The organism is Pseudomonas sp. LFS044 (genome assembly GCF_047978245.1).
In the GTDB taxonomy this organism is placed as follows: domain Bacteria; phylum Pseudomonadota; class Gammaproteobacteria; order Pseudomonadales; family Pseudomonadaceae; genus Aquipseudomonas.
Window position 1 is genome coordinate 22,337 of the sequence record NZ_JBFPFX010000003.1, and the last position, 17,616, is coordinate 39,952.

Sequence of the window (17,616 nt, forward strand, 5' to 3'; positions counted from 1 at the left end):
GCTCAGTGGCGCACAGCGCTGTCTTGCAGCTCGGCGTCGGCAGACAACTGGCGTACGGCGATGTAGCGCTCGCTGCGGCGGGTGCGATCATTGACCTGACCGACCAGCTGACCACAGGCGGCGTCGATGTCTTCGCCGCGGGTGGTGCGCGTGGTCACGTTGAAGCCGCCGTGGTGCAGCATGTCCTGGAAGCGGCGGATAGCATTGTTGCTAGGGCGCTCGTAACCGGAGTGCGGGAACGGGTTGAACGGGATCAGGTTGATCTTGCACGGCACATCGCGCAGCAGCTCGATCATCTGCGCGGCGTGTTCGGGCTGGTCGTTGACGTCCTTGAGCAGGGTGTACTCGACCGTCAGCACGCGCTTGCCACCCAGGGTGGCCATGTAGCCCATGCACGATTCCAGCAGCACCTTCAGCGGGTACTTCTTGTTGATCGGTACCAACTGGTTGCGCAGTTCGTCGTTTGGCGCGTGCAGCGACAGGGCCAGCGACACATCGATGTGCTTGGCCAGTTCGTCGATCATCGGCACCACGCCCGAGGTGGACAGCGTGACGCGACGCTTGGAAATGCCATAGCCCAGATCATCCATCATGATCTTCATGGCGGCGATGACATTGTCGAAATTCAGCAGAGGCTCGCCCATGCCCATCATGACCACGTTGGTAATCGCGCGGTCGACTTTGGCCGGGACGGTCCCGAAAGATTTGTTCGCAAGCCACACCTGGCCAATCACTTCGGCGGCGGTGAGGTTGCTGTTGAAGCCTTGCTTGCCGGTGGAGCAGAAACTGCAGTCCAGGGCGCAGCCGGCTTGCGACGATACGCACAGGGTGCCGCGATCGTCGGTGGGAATGTAGACGGTCTCGACGCAGCTGCCGGAGGCAACGCGGATCACCCACTTGCGGGTGCCGTCGGCGGAAATGTCTTCACTGACCACTTCCGGTGGGCGAATTTCGGCAACAGCCTCGAGCTTTTCGCGCAAGGCCTTGCCGACGTTCGTCATGGCGGCGAAATCATCGACGCCAAAATGGTGAATCCATTTCATCACCTGGCCGGCACGGAAGCGTTTCTCCCCGATCGAGTCGAAGAATTGTTCCATTTCCGGCTGGGTCAGGCCCAACAGGTTGATTTTGCCAGTAGATGTCGTCATGGATTCACCCTCACCCGTAAGCTTTCGCTTAGCGAGTGGTTACCTCGGTAGCAGCGAAGAAGTAAGCGATTTCGCGAGCAGCAGCAGCTTCGGAGTCCGAACCGTGAACGGCGTTGGCGTCGATCGACTCGGCGAAGTCAGCACGGATGGTGCCGGCAGCAGCTTCTTTAGGGTTGGTAGCGCCCATCAGCTCGCGGTTCAGAGCGATGGCGTTTTCGCCTTCCAGAACCTGAACGACAACCGGACCGGAAGTCATGAAGGCAACCAGGTCGCCGAAGAAGCCGCGCTCGCTGTGCTCAGCGTAGAAGCCTTCGGCTTCGGCTTTGGACAGTTGCTTGATTTTCGAAGCAACGATTTTCAGGCCGGCGTCTTCGAAGCGAGTGGTGATCTTGCCGATGACGTTTTTGGCTACGGCGTCAGGCTTGATGATCGAGAAAGTACGTTGAACAGCCATGGAAAACTCCAGAATATGAGTGTTGCGAAAAATTAAACCCGCGAATTATACGCGGGTTCCAGGGGATTGCCTAACCTGCAGCGTCGCGCTTAGTCGGCTTCATCAATCCAGGCCGCCTGGATGGCCTCGAGCACTTTCTCACCGCCGCGTGACGGATCGTCGCTGAACTCTGGCAATGCCAGCACCCAGCGGTGCAGATCGACGAAATTCACATAACGAGGATCGACTTCCGGCTTGCTTTCCGCAAGCTGGATGGCGATCTCAAGTACATCAATCCATTTCAGGCTCATGGGGCTGACCTCAGTGCGGCGCTTCGGCAGCGTGGTTGAGCGAATACTTGGGAATCTCGATGGTCAGGTCTTCATCACCCACGACCACCTGGCAGCCGAGGCGCGACTGGGCCTCCAGGCCCCAGGCCTTGTCCAGCATGTCTTCTTCCAGCTCGTCCGCCTCTTCCAGCGAATCGAAACCTTTGCGAACAATACAGTGGCAAGTGGTGCAGGCCTTGACGCCACCGCAGGCGCTTTCCATCTCGATGTGATGGTCGTGCGCCAGCTCCAGGATGTTGGTCCCGGCATCGACCTCCACGGTCAGCCCCTCAGGGCAGAACTTCTCATGCGGCAGGAATGTCACCAGCGGCATCGATTACTCCTCGATCTCATTCAGGTTGCGCCCGGCCAGTGCGGCTTTGACCGTCGAATCAAGGCGACGGGCGGCAAATGCATCGGTCACCTGCGACAGACGCTTGGTCTGTTGCTCGATGGCGGGGCCATCGGTGCCGGTCAGCAAATCACGTAGTTCTTGCATCTGGAATTCGATGGCTTCGCGCTCTTCACTGCTGAGCAGGCGCTCGCCGTCGGCGTCCAGGGCGCCCTGTACGGCTTCGAGCAGGCGCTCGCCGTCGACCTGATGCTCACGCAACTGGCGGGCCTGCTTGTCGGTGCCGGCGTGCTCGAAGGAGTCCTTGAGCATGCGCGCAATCTCGCCATCGGTCAGGCCGTAGGACGGCTTGACCTGGATGCTGGCCTCAACGCCCGAACCCAGTTCGCGGGCCGCGACACTCAGCAGGCCGTCGGCATCGACCTGGAAGGTCACGCGGATTTTCGCCGCACCTGCAACCATCGCCGGAATGCCGCGCAACTCGAAGCGCGCCAGCGAGCGGCAGTCGCTGATCAGTTCACGCTCGCCCTGCAGCACATGGATCATCATGGCCGACTGGCCATCTTTGTAGGTGGTGAATTCCTGGGCACGCGCCACCGGAATGGTGGTATTGCGCGGGATCACCTTCTCCATCAGCCCACCCATGGTCTCAAGCCCCAGGGACAGCGGGATGACGTCGAGCAGCAGCAGTTCGCCACCTTCGCGGCGGTTGCCAGCCAGAGTATCGGCCTGAATGGCGGCACCGATGGCGACCACCTGATCAGGGTCGATCGAGGTCAGCGGGGTGCGGCCGAACAGCGCGCCGACCGCCTCACGCACACGCGGTACACGGGTCGAACCACCCACCATGACCACCGCACCTACCTCCTCCAGCTCGACACCGCTGTCGCGCACGGCGCGGCGGCAGGCCTTGAGGCTGCGGGCGATCAGCGGCTCGATCATGGCATCGAAGGCGGCTCGGCTGAGGTCGCCCTGCCAGGCACCGTGGCTGACGCTGACCGCATCGGCGTCGGTCAGGGCTTCTTTGGCGGCGCAGGCGGCCTGCAACAACTGGCGCTGGGTACCCGGGTCGAGGTCGGAAGACAGCCCAGCCTGTTCGATGATCCAACCGGCAATGGCGTGGTCGAAGTCATCGCCACCCAGGGCGGTATCGCCACCGGTGGCCAGCACCTCGAACACACCGGCAGTCAGGCGCAGAATCGAAATATCGAAAGTACCGCCACCCAGGTCGTAGATGGCCACCAGGCCTTCGGCATTCTGGTCCAGCCCGTAGGCAACGGCAGCGGCAGTCGGCTCGTTGAGCAGGCGCAGCACGTTCAGGCCGGCCAGCTTGGCCGCATCTTTGGTCGCCTGACGCTGGGCATCATCGAAATAGGCTGGCACGGTGATCACCGCCCCCACCAGATCACCACCCAGGGTTTCTTCGGCGCGCTCGCGCAGCACCTTGAGAATGTCGGCAGACACTTCCACCGGGCTCTTCGGCCCCTGGACAGTATCGATGAACGGCATGTGCGATTCGCCGCCAATGAAGCGGTACGGCAGCTGCTCGCCGAGTTGCTTGACGTCAGCCAGGCCGCGCCCCATCAGGCGCTTGACCGACAAAATGGTGTTCAGCGGGTCACTGGCGGCCGCCTCGCGCGCGGCCAGGCCGACCTCGTTGTGGCCAGCCAGGTAGCGCACCGCCGAGGGCAGAATGACGTTGCCCTGCACATCCGGCAGGGGCTCGCTGCGACCGCTGCGCACGGCAGCGACCAGAGAATTGGTGGTACCCAGGTCGATACCCACCGCCAGGCGGCGCTGGTGCGGCTGAGGGCTTTGACCGGGTTCGGCGATCTGCAGTAGGGCCATGCTTATCTGAATACCTTAGGCGTCATCACGGGAAACGCCGGGTTAATCGTCGAGGCGCTCTTCCAGTTGGCGCACTTCTTGGGCGAGCTTGTCGAGGAACTGCATGCGGCGCATCAGGCGTTCGGCCTTGTCGCGCTCGGCAGGCACATCCCAGCAGGCGGCGAAATCCTCGTTCAGCGTGTCCTGGGCACCTTTGAGGCGCTTCTTGAACACGGCAACACCATCGAGGTTGGCTTCGTCCTGCAGCTCTTCGAGCTCTTCGCGCCACTGCATCTGCTGCAGAAGGAAATCAGGGTCGTGGACCGTGACTTCCTGAGGCACTTCGTGGCCACCGATGGCCAGCAGATAGCGGGCACGGCGCGGCGCGCTGCGCAGCGTCTGGTAGGCATCGTTGAGGGCCGCGGACTTCTCCAGCGCTACCCGCTGCTCACGCTCGGAAGCGTCAGCAAAGCGGTCAGGATGGACCTCGCGGGCCAGCTCGCGGTAACGAGTGGCCAGTTTGTCGAGGTCCAGCCGGAAGCACGGCTGGAGATCAAACAGGGCGTAATGACAAGGAGTACCCACGGCCAGCCTCAAACGTTGAAGCTTTCGCCGCAGCCACACTCACCGCGCACGTTGGGGTTGTTGAACTTGAAGCCTTCGTTCAACCCTTCCTTGACGAAGTCGAGCTCGGTGCCATCGAGATACACCAGGCTCTTGGGGTCGATGATGACCTTCACGCCGTGGTTCTCGAACACCTGGTCTTCGCCCGCCACTTCGTCGACGAACTCCAGCACGTAGGCCAGGCCCGAGCAGCCGGTGGTGCGTACGGCCAGGCGAATGCCTTCACCCTTGCCGCGCCCTTCCAGGGAACGCCGCACGTGGTTGGCGGCGGCTTCTGTCATGCTGATAGCCATCGGAACTCCTTACGTCTTACCTTGCAGGCGACTTAGATCAAGCCTTTTTTCTGCTTGTAATCGCGAACAGCTGCCTTGATGGCATCTTCTGCGAGTACCGAGCAGTGGATCTTCACTGGCGGCAACGCCAGTTCTTCCGCCAGCTGGGTGTTCTTGATGGTTTCGGCTTCGTCCAGGGTCTTGCCCTTCATCCACTCGGTGGCGAGGGAGCTGGAAGCGATGGCCGAACCGCAGCCGTAAGTCTTGAACTTGGCGTCTTCGATGACGCCTTGCTCGTTGACCTTGATCTGCAGACGCATCACGTCACCGCACGCTGGGGCGCCGACCATGCCGGTACCGACATCCGGGTCCTCGGCATTCATCTTGCCGACGTTGCGTGGGTTTTCGTAGTGGTCGATGACCTTTTCACTGTATGCCATGGTGCAATTCCTTCCTCATCAGGGAGCCGCTCTTGCCGGCGACTGCTTAGTGGGCGGCCCACTCGATCTTGGAGATGTCAACGCCGTCTTTGTACATGTCCCACAGCGGCGACAGCTCACGCAGTTTGTTAACGGCCTCGCAGACTTTCTGCGCGGCGTAGTCGACTTCTTCTTCGCTGGTGAAGCGGCCGAAGGAGAAGCGGATCGAGCTGTGCGCCAGCTCGTCGTTACGGCCCAGAGCGCGCAGTACATACGACGGCTCGAGCGAAGCGGAGGTGCAGGCCGAACCGGACGATACGGCGATGTCTTTCAGCGACATCAGCAGCGACTCGCCTTCGACGTAGTTGAAGCTCAGGTTCAGGTTGTGTGGCACGCGAGCGGTGCTGCTGCCGTTGACGTACAGCTCTTCGAGGTCCGAGACCTGCTTGAAGAAGCGGTCGCTCAAGGCCTTGATGCGCACGTTTTCGGCGGCCATTTCCTGCTTGGCAATGGCGAAGGCTTCGCCCATGCCAACGATCTGGTGGGTCGGCAGGGTGCCCGAACGCATGCCGCGCTCATGACCACCGCCGTGGATGATGGCTTCCAGACGCACACGCGGCTTGCGGCTGACGTACAGCGCGCCGATACCTTTCGGGCCGTAGACTTTGTGCGCCGAGAACGACATCAGGTCGACCTTGAGCTTTTGCAGGTCGATTTCGACCTTGCCGGCCGACTGGGCGGCGTCAACATGGAACAGCACGCCGCGCGAACGGGTCAGTTCACCGATGGCGGCGATGTCGTTGATCGAGCCGACTTCGTTGTTGACATGCATCAGCGAGACCAGAATGGTGTCATCGCGCAATGCTGCCTCGACCTGAGCCGGGGTGACGATGCCGTCTGCGCCTGGCTCGAGGTAGGTCACTTCGAAACCTTCGCGCTCGAGCTGGCGAGCGGTGTCCAGGACCGCCTTGTGCTCGATCTTGGAGGTGATGATGTGCTTGCCCTTGGTCTGATAGAAGTGCGCCACGCCTTTCAGTGCGAGGTTGTCGGACTCGGTGGCACCGCTGGTCCAGACGATCTCGCGCGGATCGGCGTTGATCAGCTCGGCGACCTGACGGCGACCGTTCTCGACCGCTTCTTCGGCTTTCCAGCCGAACACGTGGGAGCGCGAGGCCGGGTTACCGAAGTTACCGTCGACCAGCAGGCAGTCGGCCATTTTCTGGGCGACACGGGGATCGACCGGCGTGGTCGCGGAGTAATCGAGGTAGATCGGCAACTTCATTGAGTATCTCCTATCAGGCGGTGGCGTCGCTCGTCGTCACTGTTAACGGTCAGTCGACGGCGGACGTCTCAATCTTGTCCAGCTGGGCAGAACGGCCTGCGACACGACGCAGGTCCTGGCGCTGGGCGACTTCCTGCACTTCACGGCGCATGACGAGGTCGGCCAGGCTGATGCCGCTGAGAAATTCGTGGATCTGCTGGCTGAGGTCGCACCACAGGTGGTGGGTCAGGCAGGTATCACCGGCATGGCAGTCCCCAAGCCCCTGGCAACGGGTGGCATCAACCGATTCGTTGACCGCGTCGATGACCTGGGCTACCTGGATGGTTTCCATGCCGCGCGACAGCTGGTAGCCACCACCCGGACCGCGCACGCTGGAGACCAGACTGCTGCGGCGCAGCTTGGCGAACAGCTGCTCCAGATAAGAGAGGGAAATGCCCTGGCGCTCGGAAATATCGGCCAAAGACACCGGCCCATGCTGCGCGTGCAACGCCAGGTCAAGCATGGCTGTCACGGCGTATCGGCCTTTGGTAGTCAGTCGCATGGCTATTGGGTACCACGGGAGTTACAGGATGTGAGCGAGTATGCGATTCCCGAGCATTTAAGTCAACTATTAGACCTACTGCTTTAGTCGGGTTTGGCAGCTGGAAGGCGGGCGCGATTGTAGCAGCTAAGGGGCGTGAGCACACGCCCCTTATGTCAGGATGCCTTTACTACGGCGCAATCAATGCGACTGAGCGTCGCGCTGTGGCGCCTGCGCGGCCTCGCTGAAATCATCGTCCGGCAGGGCCGGCAGTTCCTTGGCGCAGTAGTCGCTGCCCATCTTGGTCAGCGCGCCGCACATGCCTTCCAGGCGCTCGTCCACTGCCTGCAGATGGTCGAGCATCTGGCCGATGGCCCGCGCCACCGGGTCAGGCATGTCGCCACTGACGCCATAGGCATCGAAACCGATCTTCTCGGCCATGGCTTTGCGCCTGGCCTCAAGCTCGCTGTCTTCGCTCTTGACGATGATCCGCCCCGGGATACCCACTGCAGTCGCACCCGCTGGCACTGCCTTGGTGACCACCGCGTTGGAGCCGATCTTGGCCCCGGCGCCGACGGTGAACGGGCCGAGCACCTTGGCGCCCGCCCCTACCACCACGCCGTTTTCCAAGGTCGGGTGACGCTTGCCCTTGTTCCAGCTGGTGCCACCCAGGGTCACACCCTGGTACAGGGTAACGTCGTCACCGATTTCGGCGGTTTCGCCGATCACGATGCCCATGCCGTGGTCAATGAAAAAGCGGCGGCCGATAGTTGCGCCGGGGTGGATCTCGATCCCGGTCATCCAGCGGCCGAAGTTCGACACCAGCCGGGCCAGCCACTTGAAGTCGCGCCTCCACAGCGCATTACCAAGGCGGTGCAGCCAGATGGCGTGCATGCCCGGGTAGCAGGTCAATACCTCGAAGGCGTTGCGCGCCGCTGGGTCGCGATGAAAAACACTCTGGATATCTTCACGCAGACGTTCGAACATCTGTCAGCCCTTCCTTTTATGCGGCTCGCCCCGTGCGACCTTCTGGGTCTCGGTGAGGATGCCGCGCAAAATGCTCATTTCCGGACGCTCTACCGAGCTTCGCCCATACAGCCGGCGCAGGCGCGCCATGAGGTGCTTGGGTTTCTCGGGGTCAAGGAAGCCGATGTCCACCAGGGTTTTCTCCAGGTGTTCGTAGAACAGCTCCATTTCGTCCATGGTCGCCAGCTCGCTGGCGTCGACCTTCTCGTCTTGCGGCGCCGAACCTTCAGCAGCCAGCCAGGCCATGCGCACCTCGTAAGAGAGCACCTGGACGGCGGCAGCCAGGTTCAGCGAACTGAAGCCGGGGTTCGAGGGAATGTGCACGTGGAAGTGACATCGCTGCAGCTCTTCGTTGGTCAGGCCGGCGTGCTCGCGCCCGAACACCAGGGCGATTTCTTCACCGCCGACGGCATGCGCCACGGCCTTGGCCCCACATTCACGGGGGTCGATCAAGGGCCAGGGGATGCTGCGCTCACGGGCGCTGGTGCCCATCACCAGGCTGCATCCGACCAGCGCCTGCTCGAGGCTGTCGACCACCTGGGCACTGGCCAGCACATCATCGGCGCCCGAGGCGCGCGCACTGGCCTCGGCGGCCGGGAATTCCTTGGGCTGCACCAGCACCAGGCGCGACAAGCCCATGTTTTTCATGGCACGCGCAGCGCCGCCGATGTTGCCGGGGTGGCTGGTATTGACCAGAACAACACGAATATTTTGCAGCAAGGTGTTGTGCTCACAGATGCGGGTTTTAGAGGTTTCGATCTTACAGAACCGACCAGCGTAACGCTATGAAAGCAAATGTGACACTTCTTCCGCCAAAATTTTCTGCTAGAATGATCGGCTTTCTTCTTTAACATCTCCAGGTGACCCGCCCATGCAGCCTATGCTGAATATCGCCCTGCGCGCCGCTCGCAGCGCCAGTGAACTGATTTTCCGCTCCATCGAACGCCTGGATAGCATCAAGGTGGACGAGAAAGAGGCTAAGGACTACGTTTCCGAGGTTGATCGCGCCGCCGAGCAGAAGATCGTCGACGCACTGCGCAAGGCCTACCCGAACCACTCCATTCAGGGTGAAGAGACGGGCATGCACGCGGGCACCGGCGAAGAAGGCAAGGACTACCTGTGGATCATCGACCCGCTGGACGGTACCACCAACTTCCTGCGCGGCATCCCGCACTTCGCCGTCAGCATTGCCTGCAAATACCGTGGCCGCCTTGAACACGCCGTCGTTCTCGACCCAGTACGCCAGGAAGAATTCACCGCCAGCCGTGGCCGTGGCGCCCAGCTCAATGGCCGTCGCCTGCGCGTCAGCTCGCGCACCAGCCTCGACGGCGCCCTGCTGGGCACCGGCTTCCCGTTCCGTGACAGCCAGATGGCCGACCTGGACAACTACCTGGGCATGTTCCGCGCCCTGACTGGCCAGACTGCCGGCATCCGCCGCGCCGGCTCCGCCAGCCTGGACCTGGCCTACGTGGCCGCCGGCCGTTTCGACGCCTTCTGGGAGTCGGGCCTGTCCGAGTGGGACATGGCAGCCGGTGTGCTGCTGATCCAGGAAGCAGGTGGCCTGGTGAGCGACTTCAACGGTGGCCACGACTTCCTCGACAAGGGCCACATCGTCGCCGGCAACATCAAGTGCTTCAAGGCCGTGCTGACTGCCATCCAGCCGCACCTGCCAGAAAGCATGAAGCGCTAAGCGCCTAGTGCATAAAAAAAGCATCCGTCGAGGATGCTTTTTTTTGCCTGCCATTTGTAGCGCCTGGAACGGCCTCTTCGCGGGGCAAGCCCGCTCCCACAGGCTTTGCATTGCTGCAGACCTGGTGGGAGCGGGCCTGCCCCGCGAAGAGGCCAGTTCAAACTACACACATCACTGGCCAGCTTCGCTGAGGATCAACTTGCCATTCTTGTCCAGCGGAATGGTCGAGCCAGGCTCGCGATCCATCTTCACCTTGCCCACCTGATCACCAATGGAATAGGTCACGTTGTACCCAACGACCTTCTCACTGATGTCATTGACCGTGTTGCAACGGGTTTGCGTGGTGGTATAGGTATCACGCTGCTGCATGCCTTCCTGCACCTTGTTGCCGGCATAACCACCGCCGACTGCACCGGCCACGGTGGCAATCTTCTTGCCAGTGCCGCCACCAATCTGGTTACCCAGCAAGCCACCCGCCAGGGCACCGACCACGGTACCGGCGATCTGGTGCTGGTCCTTGACCGGCGCCTGACGTGTTACAGCCACGTCCTTGCACACTTCACGCGGGGTTTTCACCTGCTGCTTGATCGGCTGCACGTCAGTCACCTGGGCGACCTCAGGGCCTTTGTTCACCAAGCTGTAGGTCGCCACAGCACCTCCGGCAGTAACACCGACAGCACCCAGCACCGCACCCACCAGCATTGATTTATTCACGTGAACCTCCTGATCGTACCGGCGGGTATCAACCCGCGCTTCTCCCAGCCTTGGAGCAAAAAAAAAGCCGCGAGTTCAACACTCGCGGCTTTCGTGCGCCAAACGGCGCAGGGCATAACCCTTACGGACGGTCGTCCACACCCTCAGCCTTGACCGGTGGAATCAGGTCTTCGCTGTTCAGGTTCAGCCAGATCAGCACCACGTTGGCGATGTAGATCGACGAGTAGGTACCGGCCATGACGCCGATGAACAACGCCAGCGAGAAGCCGAACAGGTTGTCGCCACCGAAGAACAGCAGCGCGGCGATGGCCAGAAGGGTAGATACCGAGGTGGCGATGGTGCGCAGCAGGGTCTGGGTGGTCGAGACGTTGATGTTCTCGATCAGCGATGCCTTGCGCATTACACGGAAGTTCTCACGCACCCGGTCGAACACGACGATGGTGTCGTTGAGCGAGTAACCGATGATCGCCAATACCGCCGCCAGCACGGTCAGGTCGAAGGTGATCTGGAAGAACGACAGGATCCCCATGGTCACGACCACGTCGTGCACTAGCGAAATGATCGCACCCACGGCGAATTTCCACTGGAAGCGGAAGGCCAGGTAAAGCAACACGCCACCCAGCGCGAGGAGCATGCCCAGGCCACCCTGGTCGCGCAGCTCCTCACCCACCTGCGGGCCGACGAACTCGACGCGCTTGAGTGTGGCCGGGTTGTCACCGCCTGCCTGCTGCAGGGCAGCAGCAACCTTGCTACCCAGTTGCGGGTCATCGCCCGGCATGCGCACCAGCAGGTCGGTGGTCGCACCGAAGCTCTGCACGATGGCCTCGTGGAAGCCCGACTCGACCAGCTCGGCGCGCACCGCCTTGAGATCCGCCGGGCGCTCGTAGGTCAGCTCGATGAGCGTACCGCCGGTGAAGTCCAGGCCGAAGTTCAGGCCCTTTTGCCACCAGCTGAACAACGCCAGTACGGTCAACAGGACGGTGATGGCGAACGCAACGTTGCGCACGCCCATGAAGTTGATGGTTTTCATGGTTATTCCCTCAAACCCACAGCTTCTTGATGTCACGCCCGCCGCAGGTCAGGTTGACCATTGCGCGGGTCACCATGACGGCGGTGAACATCGAGGTGAAAATCCCGAGGGACATGGTAACCGCGAAGCCCTTGACCGGGCCGGTACCCATGGCGAACAGGATACCGCCGACCAGCAGGCTAGTCAGGTTGGCGTCGATGATCGCGGTGTAGGCACGGCTGAAACCTTCGTGGATGGCGCGCTGCACCGACATGCCGTTTTTCAGCTCTTCGCGAATCCGCGAGAAGATCAGCACGTTGGCGTCGACCGCCATACCCATGGTCAGCACGATACCGGCGATACCCGGCAGGGTCAGGGTCGCGCCCAGCAGCGACATCAGGGCCAGCAGCAGGATCATGTTGCCAGTCAGCGCGATGGTGGCGATCACGCCAAACCCGCGGTAGATGGCGATGATGAACAGCGAGACGAACAGCATGCCCCACAGCGATGCATCGATACCCTTGGTGATGTTGTCGGCACCCAGGCTCGGGCCAATGGTACGTTCCTCAGCGAAGTACATCGGCGCAGCCAGACCACCGGCACGCAGCAGCAGGGCCAGCTCGGACGATTCGCCCTGGCCGTTGAGGCCGGTGATGCGGAACTGGCTGCCCAGCGGCGACTGGATGGTCGCCAGGCTGATGATCTTCTTCTCTTCCTGGAAGCTCTGTACGGCAACTTCCTTCTCGACGCCGTCGACGGTCTGCTTGACGTAGCGGGTGACCGGCTTCTGCTCGATGAAGATCACCGCCATGCTGCGCCCGACATTGCTGCGCGTTGCGCGGCTCATCAGCTCGCCACCGTGGCCGTCGAGGCGAATGTTCACCTGCGGGCGACCGTGCTCGTCGAAGCTGGCCTGGGCGTCGGTAACCTGGTCACCGGTGATGATCAGGCCGCGCTCGACCGGTGCGGAACGGCCGCCCTCACGGAACTCGAAGACCTCGGTGGTGGCTTTGGACGCACCTGGCTCGGCGCCGAAGCGGAACTCGAGGTTGGCGGTCTTGCCGAGAATACGCTTGGCTTCGGCAGTGTCCTGCACGCCTGGCAGTTCGACCACGATGCGGTTGGCGCCCTGGCGCTGTACCAGCGGCTCGGCCACGCCCAGCTCGTTGACGCGGTTGCGCACGGTGGTGAGGTTCTGCTTGATCGAGTATTCGCGGATCTCGGCGACTTTCGCCTGAGTCAGCGCCAGACGCAGCACGGCGAGGTCGTTGCGCTCGGTGGTGGTCAGGTCGAAATCACTGAAATTCTTGCGGATCAGGGCACGCGCCTGTTCGCGGGTAGCATCGTCGGCGAAGCCCAGCATGATGCCGCCATCCTGCTGAGGCAGGCTGCGGTAGCGGACGCGCTCTTTGCGCAGCAAGGTCTTGACCTCGCCTTCGTAGACTTTCATGCGGGCGCTCATGGCCTTGTCCATGTCCACTTCCAGCAGGAAGTGCACACCACCGGACAGGTCCAGGCCCAGCTTCATCGGGCTTGCGCCCACATTACGCAACCATTGCGGAGTAGTCTGGGCCAGGTTCAGGGCCACGACGTAATCATCGCCCAGTGCCTTGCGCACTACATCCTTGGCTGGCAGTTGGTCTTCCTGGTTGGTCAGACGCACCAGCCCGCTGCCCTTCTCACCCAGGCTCGCGCCTTTGACGGTGATACCGGCTTCGGTCAGCGCCTTGCTGACGCGATCGAGGTCGGCCTGGTTCACCTGCAGCGCCGAGCTGGCACCGCTGATCTGCACCGCCGGGTCATCCGGGTAAAGGTTGGGAGCGGAATAAATAAAACCGATCGCCAGTACCAGCACGATCAGTGCGTATTTCCACAGAGGGTATTTGTTCAGCATCACGCCGCCCGTTCAAGACGCGGGGCGCGTTGCGCGCCCCGACTGGAAAAATAAACCGGTAACTCAGATAGCCTTGAGCGTACCTTTTGGCAGGGTCGCGGCAATCGCGCCCTTCTGGAACTTCAGCTCGACGGTGTCGGACACTTCCAGGACCACGAAATCGTCGGAAACCTTGACGATCTTGCCAGCGATGCCGCCGTTGGTGACAACTTCGTCACCTTTCTGCAAGTTGCCCAGCAGGTTTTTCTGCTCTTTGGCGCGTTTAGCCTGCGGGCGCCAGATCATCAAGTAGAAGATAACCAGGAAACCGACCAGGAAAATCCACTCGAAGCCGGTGCCGGCTGGGCCAGCGGCGGGTGCTGCAGCGTCCGCGTAGGCGGCGGGGATCAAGAAGCTCATTGGGCACTCCAGTTGCTTAAGTTTTAATTAGTTTGGTGCGAACAGTCAGTCCAAAGGCGGCACAGGCAGCCCGCGCTTGGCATAGAAGGCGTCGACAAAGGCGGCCAATTTACCCTGTTGAATAGCCTCGCGTAAACCGGCCATCAAGCGCTGGTAATGGCGCAAGTTGTGGATGGTATTCAGCATGCTGCTCAGCATTTCGCCGCACTTGTCCAGGTGATGCAGATAGGCGCGGGAGAAGTTGCTGCAGGTGTAGCAGTCACAGGTCGGATCCAGCGGCGAATCATCGTGGCGATGGAACGCATTGCGGATCTTGATCACGCCTGTATCGACGAACAGATGGCCGTTGCGCGCGTTACGCGTCGGCATCACGCAGTCGAACATGTCAACGCCGCGGCGCACACCCTCAACGAGATCTTCCGGTTTGCCTACCCCCATAAGGTAACGAGGTTTGTCAGCAGGCATCAGCGCTGGCAGGTAATCCAGCACCTTGATCATTTCGTGCTTGGGCTCGCCCACCGACAGGCCGCCGATGGCCAGGCCGTCGAAGTCGATGTTGACCAGTGCTTCCAGCGAGCGCTTGCGCAAGTCTTCGTACATCCCACCCTGCACGATACCGAACAGCGCCGCCGTGTTGTCAGCGTGGGCGTTCTTGGAACGCTGGGCCCAGCGCAGCGACAGCTCCATGGAGGTGCGCGCTACATCGTGCTCGGCCGGGTACGGGGTGCACTCGTCGAAGATCATCACGATGTCCGAACCCAGGTCGCGCTGCACCTGCATGGACTCTTCCGGGCCCATGAACACCTTGGAGCCGTCGACCGGCGAGGCGAAGGTCACGCCCTCCTCCTTGATTTTGCGCATGGCGCCCAGGCTGAACACCTGGAAACCACCGGAATCGGTGAGGATAGGGCCTTTCCATTGCATGAAATCGTGCAGGCCGTTGTGCTTCTTGACCACTTCGGTACCTGGGCGCAGCCACAGGTGGAAGGTGTTGCCAAGGATGATCTCGGCACCGGTGGCCTCGATGTCACGCGGCAGCATGCCCTTGACCGTGCCATAGGTGCCCACCGGCATGAACGCCGGGGTCTCGACCGTGCCACGAGGGAAGGTCAGGCGGCCACGACGGGCTTTGCCGTCGGTGGCCAGCAGTTCGAAGGACATACGACAGGTGCGACTCATGCTTGATCCTCTGGGCCGCGTGGCGCCGGATTGCGGGTGATGAACATGGCATCACCGTAACTGAAGAAGCGGTAACCGTGTTCGACCGCTGCCGCGTAGGCAGCCATGGTTTCGGGGTAACCGGCGAACGCCGAGACCAGCATCAACAGCGTGGACTCCGGCAGGTGGAAGTTGGTGACCAGGGCATCGACCACGTGGAACGGCCGGCCCGGGTAGATGAAGATATCAGTGTCGCCGCTGAAGGCCTTGAGCACGCCATCGCGCGCCGCGCTTTCCAGCGAACGCACGCTGGTGGTGCCGACCGCGATCACCCGGCCACCGCGAGCGCGGCAGGCTTCGATGGCATCGACCACATCCTGGCTCACTTCGAGCCACTCTTTATGCATGTGGTGGTCTTCGATCTTGTCGACCCGCACCGGCTGGAAGGTACCCGCACCGACGTGCAGGGTAACGAAGGCGCGTTCCACGCCCTTGGCTGCGATCTGTTCCAGCAGCGCTTCGTCGAAGTGCAGCCCCGCCGTTGGCGCGGCCACGGCGCCAGCGCGTTCGGCGTAGACGGTCTGGTAGCGCTCACGGTCGGCGCCCTCGTCCGGGCGGTCGATGTACGGCGGCAACGGCATGTGCCCGACGCGTTCAAGCAGTGGCAGCACCTCTTCGGTGAAGCGCAGTTCGAACAGCGTTTCGTGGCGCGCGACCATTTCGGCCTCGCCACCGCCGTCGATGAGGATCACCGCGCCTTCCTTGGGCGCCTTGCTGGCACGCACATGGGCCAGCACGCGGTGGCTGTCGAGCACGCGCTCGACCAGCACTTCCAGCTTGCCACCGGAGGCTTTCTGGCCAAACAACCGCGCCGGGATCACCCGGGTGTTGTTGAACACCATCAGGTCGCCGGGGCGCAAGTAGTCGAGCAGGTCGGTAAACCGCTTGTGCGCCAGCGCCCCGCTCGGCCCATCGAGGACCAGCAGACGGCTGCCATGGCGCTCGGCCAAAGGGTGGCGAGCGATCAGGGAATCGGGGAGTTCGAAGGAAAAATCGGCGACGCGCATGATGATGTTCGGGTTCGGCAGGGCCGGGAAGTTTAGCCCAATGTGTGAAAATTGACCATGAAAGCCGATTGACCGACCTCAAGCACCTCTCTATACTGCGCGCCACACGCCCTGATGGCGGAATTGGTAGACGCGGCGGATTCAAAATCCGTTTTCGAAAGGAGTGGGAGTTCGAGTCTCCCTCGGGGCACCAAAATCCGGAAAAAACCGACCTTATGGTCGGTTTTTTTGTGCCTGCAGTATGACCAAGCGGCCGCTCGCCCGACGCTAGGGCCCCACTGCCCCTAGGCAAGATTGCCAACTCGCTCCTGCCCCCCACCGCCCTAACCTGGCTCCTCCCCTCTTGATCAAGGAGCCACGACATGAAAAAGAGCCTGCCATTTGCCTTGGCCGCTACCCTCTCAACCCTGGCCTGCCCCCTGGCCGCTGGATCGTCATCCGTTCACGCCAGCACCGTTCATCACTACACAGGAAAATGCCTCGACGCGGCGCATCACGCTGCCCTGGACGTGAACTGTGAGGTGTCCGCCGTTACCAGAGTCGGTGAACAGCTGTTTTTTGCCAATGACAAACCCATCAAGGGGAACGACACATCCTCGGTTTTCTCCATTGGCCTGAAAGCGCCTGAGGGCCTGGCCCGCTTGCCTTTGAAATTCGACCACCTCGAATACGCACGCGGCCCATTGATCGAAGCGGCACAGAAGCTTGAAGGCCTGACGACAATCACACTCGAAGATACGCACTACGTGATCGCAAGCAGTGCCTTCACTCGGGCGGAAAACCCTGCGTTCAACAAGATCCTGTACTGGCCCGTGGATAGGCCGGCTGACGCCAGGCAGCTTGGCGAAGTGGCGGCCATGCGCAAGCAGATCAGCACTATCGTGCGCGAGCCCTTCTTCCAGGTCGAAGGCGCAGCCATGGGCCCTGACGGCTCGCTCCTCCTCGGTATTCGCCAGCAAGGCCGCGACTACACGACGGCGTACCCAGTGTTCACCATCGTGCAAGCCCCAATCCGCTTGCAAGCGGGTGAATTGGTGATTGCTGGCGATTTCAGATTGGCCTACCAGTTCACCCCGCGCGTACAGGGCGACGACCGACCACTGGGCCTTTCCAGCCTGGAATACGACCCCTTCAACGAGCGCCTGCTGGCAACCACCAGCTACGAGCAGGGTGACAGGATTGGTGGCTATTTGTGGACGTTGCCGATGTCACTACTTGAGCCGGGCGGGCCCGGTACTGCACAGCTGGTACTAAGGCAGGACGGCACGCCCTTGTGGTTCGATAACAAACCGGAAGGTGTTGTGGCGTTGGGTGCCAGACACGTGTTGGTGGTTCATGATGACGACCGCGTTCAGGTCGCAGACTCCGCGCATGGCAAGGCCAAGAAGCCCAATGAATTCGCCTATAGCGTGATTGAATTGCCGTGAAGTCAACGCACCTTGGCATTTCAGTG

20 protein-coding genes and 1 tRNA gene are annotated in these 17,616 nt (G+C 61.7%); 3 read left to right on the forward strand and 18 right to left on the reverse strand.

Features of this window, described 5'->3' with window-relative positions; translation table 11 throughout:
* Window positions 1-2: 2 nt before the first annotated feature.
* The 12 genes from rlmN to trmJ form a co-directional block, all read right to left on the reverse strand.
* Window positions 3-1,148, reverse strand: a complete 1,146-nt coding sequence (rlmN, locus tag ACNQPL_RS02930; RefSeq protein ID WP_346612022.1) for a 23S rRNA (adenine(2503)-C(2))-methyltransferase RlmN — start codon at window positions 1,146-1,148, stop codon at window positions 3-5.
* Between the two features lie 28 nt (window positions 1,149-1,176).
* A complete protein-coding gene (ndk, locus tag ACNQPL_RS02935; RefSeq protein WP_033701183.1) occupies window positions 1,177-1,602 on the reverse strand; it encodes a nucleoside-diphosphate kinase in 426 nt (141 codons plus the stop codon).
* A gap of 89 nt (window positions 1,603-1,691) precedes the next feature.
* Window positions 1,692-1,892 carry a Fe-S cluster assembly protein IscX gene (gene iscX, locus ACNQPL_RS02940; RefSeq protein WP_016713204.1) on the reverse strand — a complete coding sequence of 67 codons (201 nt, stop codon included), beginning with the start codon at window positions 1,890-1,892 and terminating at the stop codon, window positions 1,692-1,694.
* A 10-nt stretch (window positions 1,893-1,902) separates the two neighbouring features.
* Window positions 1,903-2,244, reverse strand: a complete 342-nt coding sequence (gene fdx / locus ACNQPL_RS02945) for an ISC system 2Fe-2S type ferredoxin (protein WP_416465814.1) — start codon at window positions 2,242-2,244, stop codon at window positions 1,903-1,905.
* 3 nt (window positions 2,245-2,247) lie between these two features.
* Window positions 2,248-4,110, reverse strand: coding sequence for a Fe-S protein assembly chaperone HscA (gene hscA, locus ACNQPL_RS02950; protein ID WP_416465816.1), 1,863 nt, complete (start codon window positions 4,108-4,110; stop codon window positions 2,248-2,250).
* Window positions 4,111-4,152: 42 nt separating this feature from the next.
* Window positions 4,153-4,674: a co-chaperone HscB gene (gene hscB, locus ACNQPL_RS02955; protein ID WP_416465818.1), complete on the reverse strand. Its 522-nt coding sequence runs from the start codon at window positions 4,672-4,674 to the stop codon at window positions 4,153-4,155.
* Between the two features lie 8 nt (window positions 4,675-4,682).
* Window positions 4,683-5,006 (reverse strand): iron-sulfur cluster assembly protein IscA, encoded by a 324-nt coding sequence (gene iscA / locus ACNQPL_RS02960; protein WP_027595543.1) that lies wholly within the window; start codon window positions 5,004-5,006, stop codon window positions 4,683-4,685.
* A gap of 32 nt (window positions 5,007-5,038) precedes the next feature.
* Entirely contained in the window at window positions 5,039-5,425 is a 387-nt protein-coding gene (gene iscU, locus ACNQPL_RS02965) for a Fe-S cluster assembly scaffold IscU (protein ID WP_003248539.1), read from the reverse strand.
* Between the two features lie 46 nt (window positions 5,426-5,471).
* Window positions 5,472-6,686, reverse strand: a complete 1,215-nt coding sequence (locus tag ACNQPL_RS02970; RefSeq protein ID WP_346612026.1) for an IscS subfamily cysteine desulfurase — start codon at window positions 6,684-6,686, stop codon at window positions 5,472-5,474.
* A 49-nt stretch (window positions 6,687-6,735) separates the two neighbouring features.
* The gene (gene iscR / locus ACNQPL_RS02975; RefSeq protein ID WP_042111731.1) at window positions 6,736-7,227 is read right to left on the reverse strand and encodes a Fe-S cluster assembly transcriptional regulator IscR; all 492 of its coding nucleotides are present in this window, start codon (window positions 7,225-7,227) and stop codon (window positions 6,736-6,738) included.
* 180 nt (window positions 7,228-7,407) lie between these two features.
* Window positions 7,408-8,193, reverse strand: coding sequence for a serine O-acetyltransferase (gene cysE / locus ACNQPL_RS02980; protein WP_416465821.1), 786 nt, complete (start codon window positions 8,191-8,193; stop codon window positions 7,408-7,410).
* Between the two features lie 3 nt (window positions 8,194-8,196).
* Window positions 8,197-8,952 carry a tRNA (cytosine(32)/uridine(32)-2'-O)-methyltransferase TrmJ gene (gene trmJ, locus ACNQPL_RS02985; protein ID WP_416465823.1) on the reverse strand — a complete coding sequence of 252 codons (756 nt, stop codon included), beginning with the start codon at window positions 8,950-8,952 and terminating at the stop codon, window positions 8,197-8,199.
* Between the two features lie 151 nt (window positions 8,953-9,103).
* Between trmJ and suhB the strand changes: the two genes are divergently transcribed.
* Window positions 9,104-9,922 (forward strand): inositol-phosphate phosphatase, encoded by an 819-nt coding sequence (suhB, locus tag ACNQPL_RS02990; RefSeq protein WP_346612029.1) that lies wholly within the window; start codon window positions 9,104-9,106, stop codon window positions 9,920-9,922.
* A gap of 171 nt (window positions 9,923-10,093) precedes the next feature.
* Here the strand turns inward: suhB and ACNQPL_RS02995 are convergent, their stop codons facing one another.
* From ACNQPL_RS02995 to queA, 6 genes are all read right to left on the reverse strand, one after another.
* Entirely contained in the window at window positions 10,094-10,636 is a 543-nt protein-coding gene (locus ACNQPL_RS02995) for a glycine zipper 2TM domain-containing protein (protein WP_416465825.1), read from the reverse strand.
* A gap of 121 nt (window positions 10,637-10,757) precedes the next feature.
* Window positions 10,758-11,666: a protein translocase subunit SecF gene (secF, locus tag ACNQPL_RS03000; RefSeq protein ID WP_346612031.1), complete on the reverse strand. Its 909-nt coding sequence runs from the start codon at window positions 11,664-11,666 to the stop codon at window positions 10,758-10,760.
* Window positions 11,667-11,676: 10 nt separating this feature from the next.
* Entirely contained in the window at window positions 11,677-13,539 is a 1,863-nt protein-coding gene (gene secD / locus ACNQPL_RS03005) for a protein translocase subunit SecD (RefSeq protein WP_346612032.1), read from the reverse strand.
* Window positions 13,540-13,602: 63 nt separating this feature from the next.
* Window positions 13,603-13,938 (reverse strand): preprotein translocase subunit YajC, encoded by a 336-nt coding sequence (gene yajC / locus ACNQPL_RS03010; protein ID WP_056795769.1) that lies wholly within the window; start codon window positions 13,936-13,938, stop codon window positions 13,603-13,605.
* A 45-nt stretch (window positions 13,939-13,983) separates the two neighbouring features.
* Window positions 13,984-15,099, reverse strand: coding sequence for a tRNA guanosine(34) transglycosylase Tgt (gene tgt / locus ACNQPL_RS03015; protein WP_346612071.1), 1,116 nt, complete (start codon window positions 15,097-15,099; stop codon window positions 13,984-13,986).
* A gap of 14 nt (window positions 15,100-15,113) precedes the next feature.
* Window positions 15,114-16,163 carry a tRNA preQ1(34) S-adenosylmethionine ribosyltransferase-isomerase QueA gene (queA, locus tag ACNQPL_RS03020; protein WP_346612033.1) on the reverse strand — a complete coding sequence of 350 codons (1,050 nt, stop codon included), beginning with the start codon at window positions 16,161-16,163 and terminating at the stop codon, window positions 15,114-15,116.
* Between the two features lie 108 nt (window positions 16,164-16,271).
* Between queA and ACNQPL_RS03025 the strand changes: the two genes are divergently transcribed.
* Window positions 16,272-16,356: transfer RNA gene (locus tag ACNQPL_RS03025), tRNA-Leu, on the forward strand.
* A gap of 169 nt (window positions 16,357-16,525) precedes the next feature.
* Window positions 16,526-17,590, forward strand: a complete 1,065-nt coding sequence (locus ACNQPL_RS03030) for a hypothetical protein (RefSeq protein WP_416465828.1) — start codon at window positions 16,526-16,528, stop codon at window positions 17,588-17,590.
* The last annotated feature ends 26 nt before the right edge of the window (window positions 17,591-17,616 follow it).

Bases quoted from the DNA above. Each gene is read 5' to 3' on its own strand.
- iscR (WP_042111731.1), bottom strand. From the start codon at position 7,227: ATGCGACTGACTACCAAAGGCCGATACGCCGTGACAGCCATGCTTGAC.
- cysE (WP_416465821.1), bottom strand. From the start codon at position 8,193: ATGTTCGAACGTCTGCGTGAAGATATCCAGAGTGTTTTTCATCGCGAC.
- tgt (WP_346612071.1), bottom strand. From the start codon at position 15,099: ATGTCCTTCGAACTGCTGGCCACCGACGGCAAAGCCCGTCGTGGCCGC.
- iscU (WP_003248539.1), bottom strand. From the start codon at position 5,425: ATGGCATACAGTGAAAAGGTCATCGACCACTACGAAAACCCACGCAAC.
- rlmN (WP_346612022.1), bottom strand. From the start codon at position 1,148: ATGACGACATCTACTGGCAAAATCAACCTGTTGGGCCTGACCCAGCCG.
- ACNQPL_RS03030 (WP_416465828.1), top strand. From the start codon at position 16,526: ATGAAAAAGAGCCTGCCATTTGCCTTGGCCGCTACCCTCTCAACCCTG.
- yajC (WP_056795769.1), bottom strand. From the start codon at position 13,938: ATGAGCTTCTTGATCCCCGCCGCCTACGCGGACGCTGCAGCACCCGCC.
- iscX (WP_016713204.1), bottom strand. From the start codon at position 1,892: ATGAGCCTGAAATGGATTGATGTACTTGAGATCGCCATCCAGCTTGCG.
- secD (WP_346612032.1), bottom strand. From the start codon at position 13,539: ATGCTGAACAAATACCCTCTGTGGAAATACGCACTGATCGTGCTGGTA.
- suhB (WP_346612029.1), top strand. From the start codon at position 9,104: ATGCAGCCTATGCTGAATATCGCCCTGCGCGCCGCTCGCAGCGCCAGT.
- hscA (WP_416465816.1), bottom strand. From the start codon at position 4,110: ATGGCCCTACTGCAGATCGCCGAACCCGGTCAAAGCCCTCAGCCGCAC.
- ndk (WP_033701183.1), bottom strand. From the start codon at position 1,602: ATGGCTGTTCAACGTACTTTCTCGATCATCAAGCCTGACGCCGTAGCC.
- secF (WP_346612031.1), bottom strand. From the start codon at position 11,666: ATGAAAACCATCAACTTCATGGGCGTGCGCAACGTTGCGTTCGCCATC.
- queA (WP_346612033.1), bottom strand. From the start codon at position 16,163: ATGCGCGTCGCCGATTTTTCCTTCGAACTCCCCGATTCCCTGATCGCT.
- ACNQPL_RS02970 (WP_346612026.1), bottom strand. From the start codon at position 6,686: ATGAAGTTGCCGATCTACCTCGATTACTCCGCGACCACGCCGGTCGAT.
- iscA (WP_027595543.1), bottom strand. From the start codon at position 5,006: ATGGCTATCAGCATGACAGAAGCCGCCGCCAACCACGTGCGGCGTTCC.
- fdx (WP_416465814.1), bottom strand. From the start codon at position 2,244: ATGCCGCTGGTGACATTCCTGCCGCATGAGAAGTTCTGCCCTGAGGGG.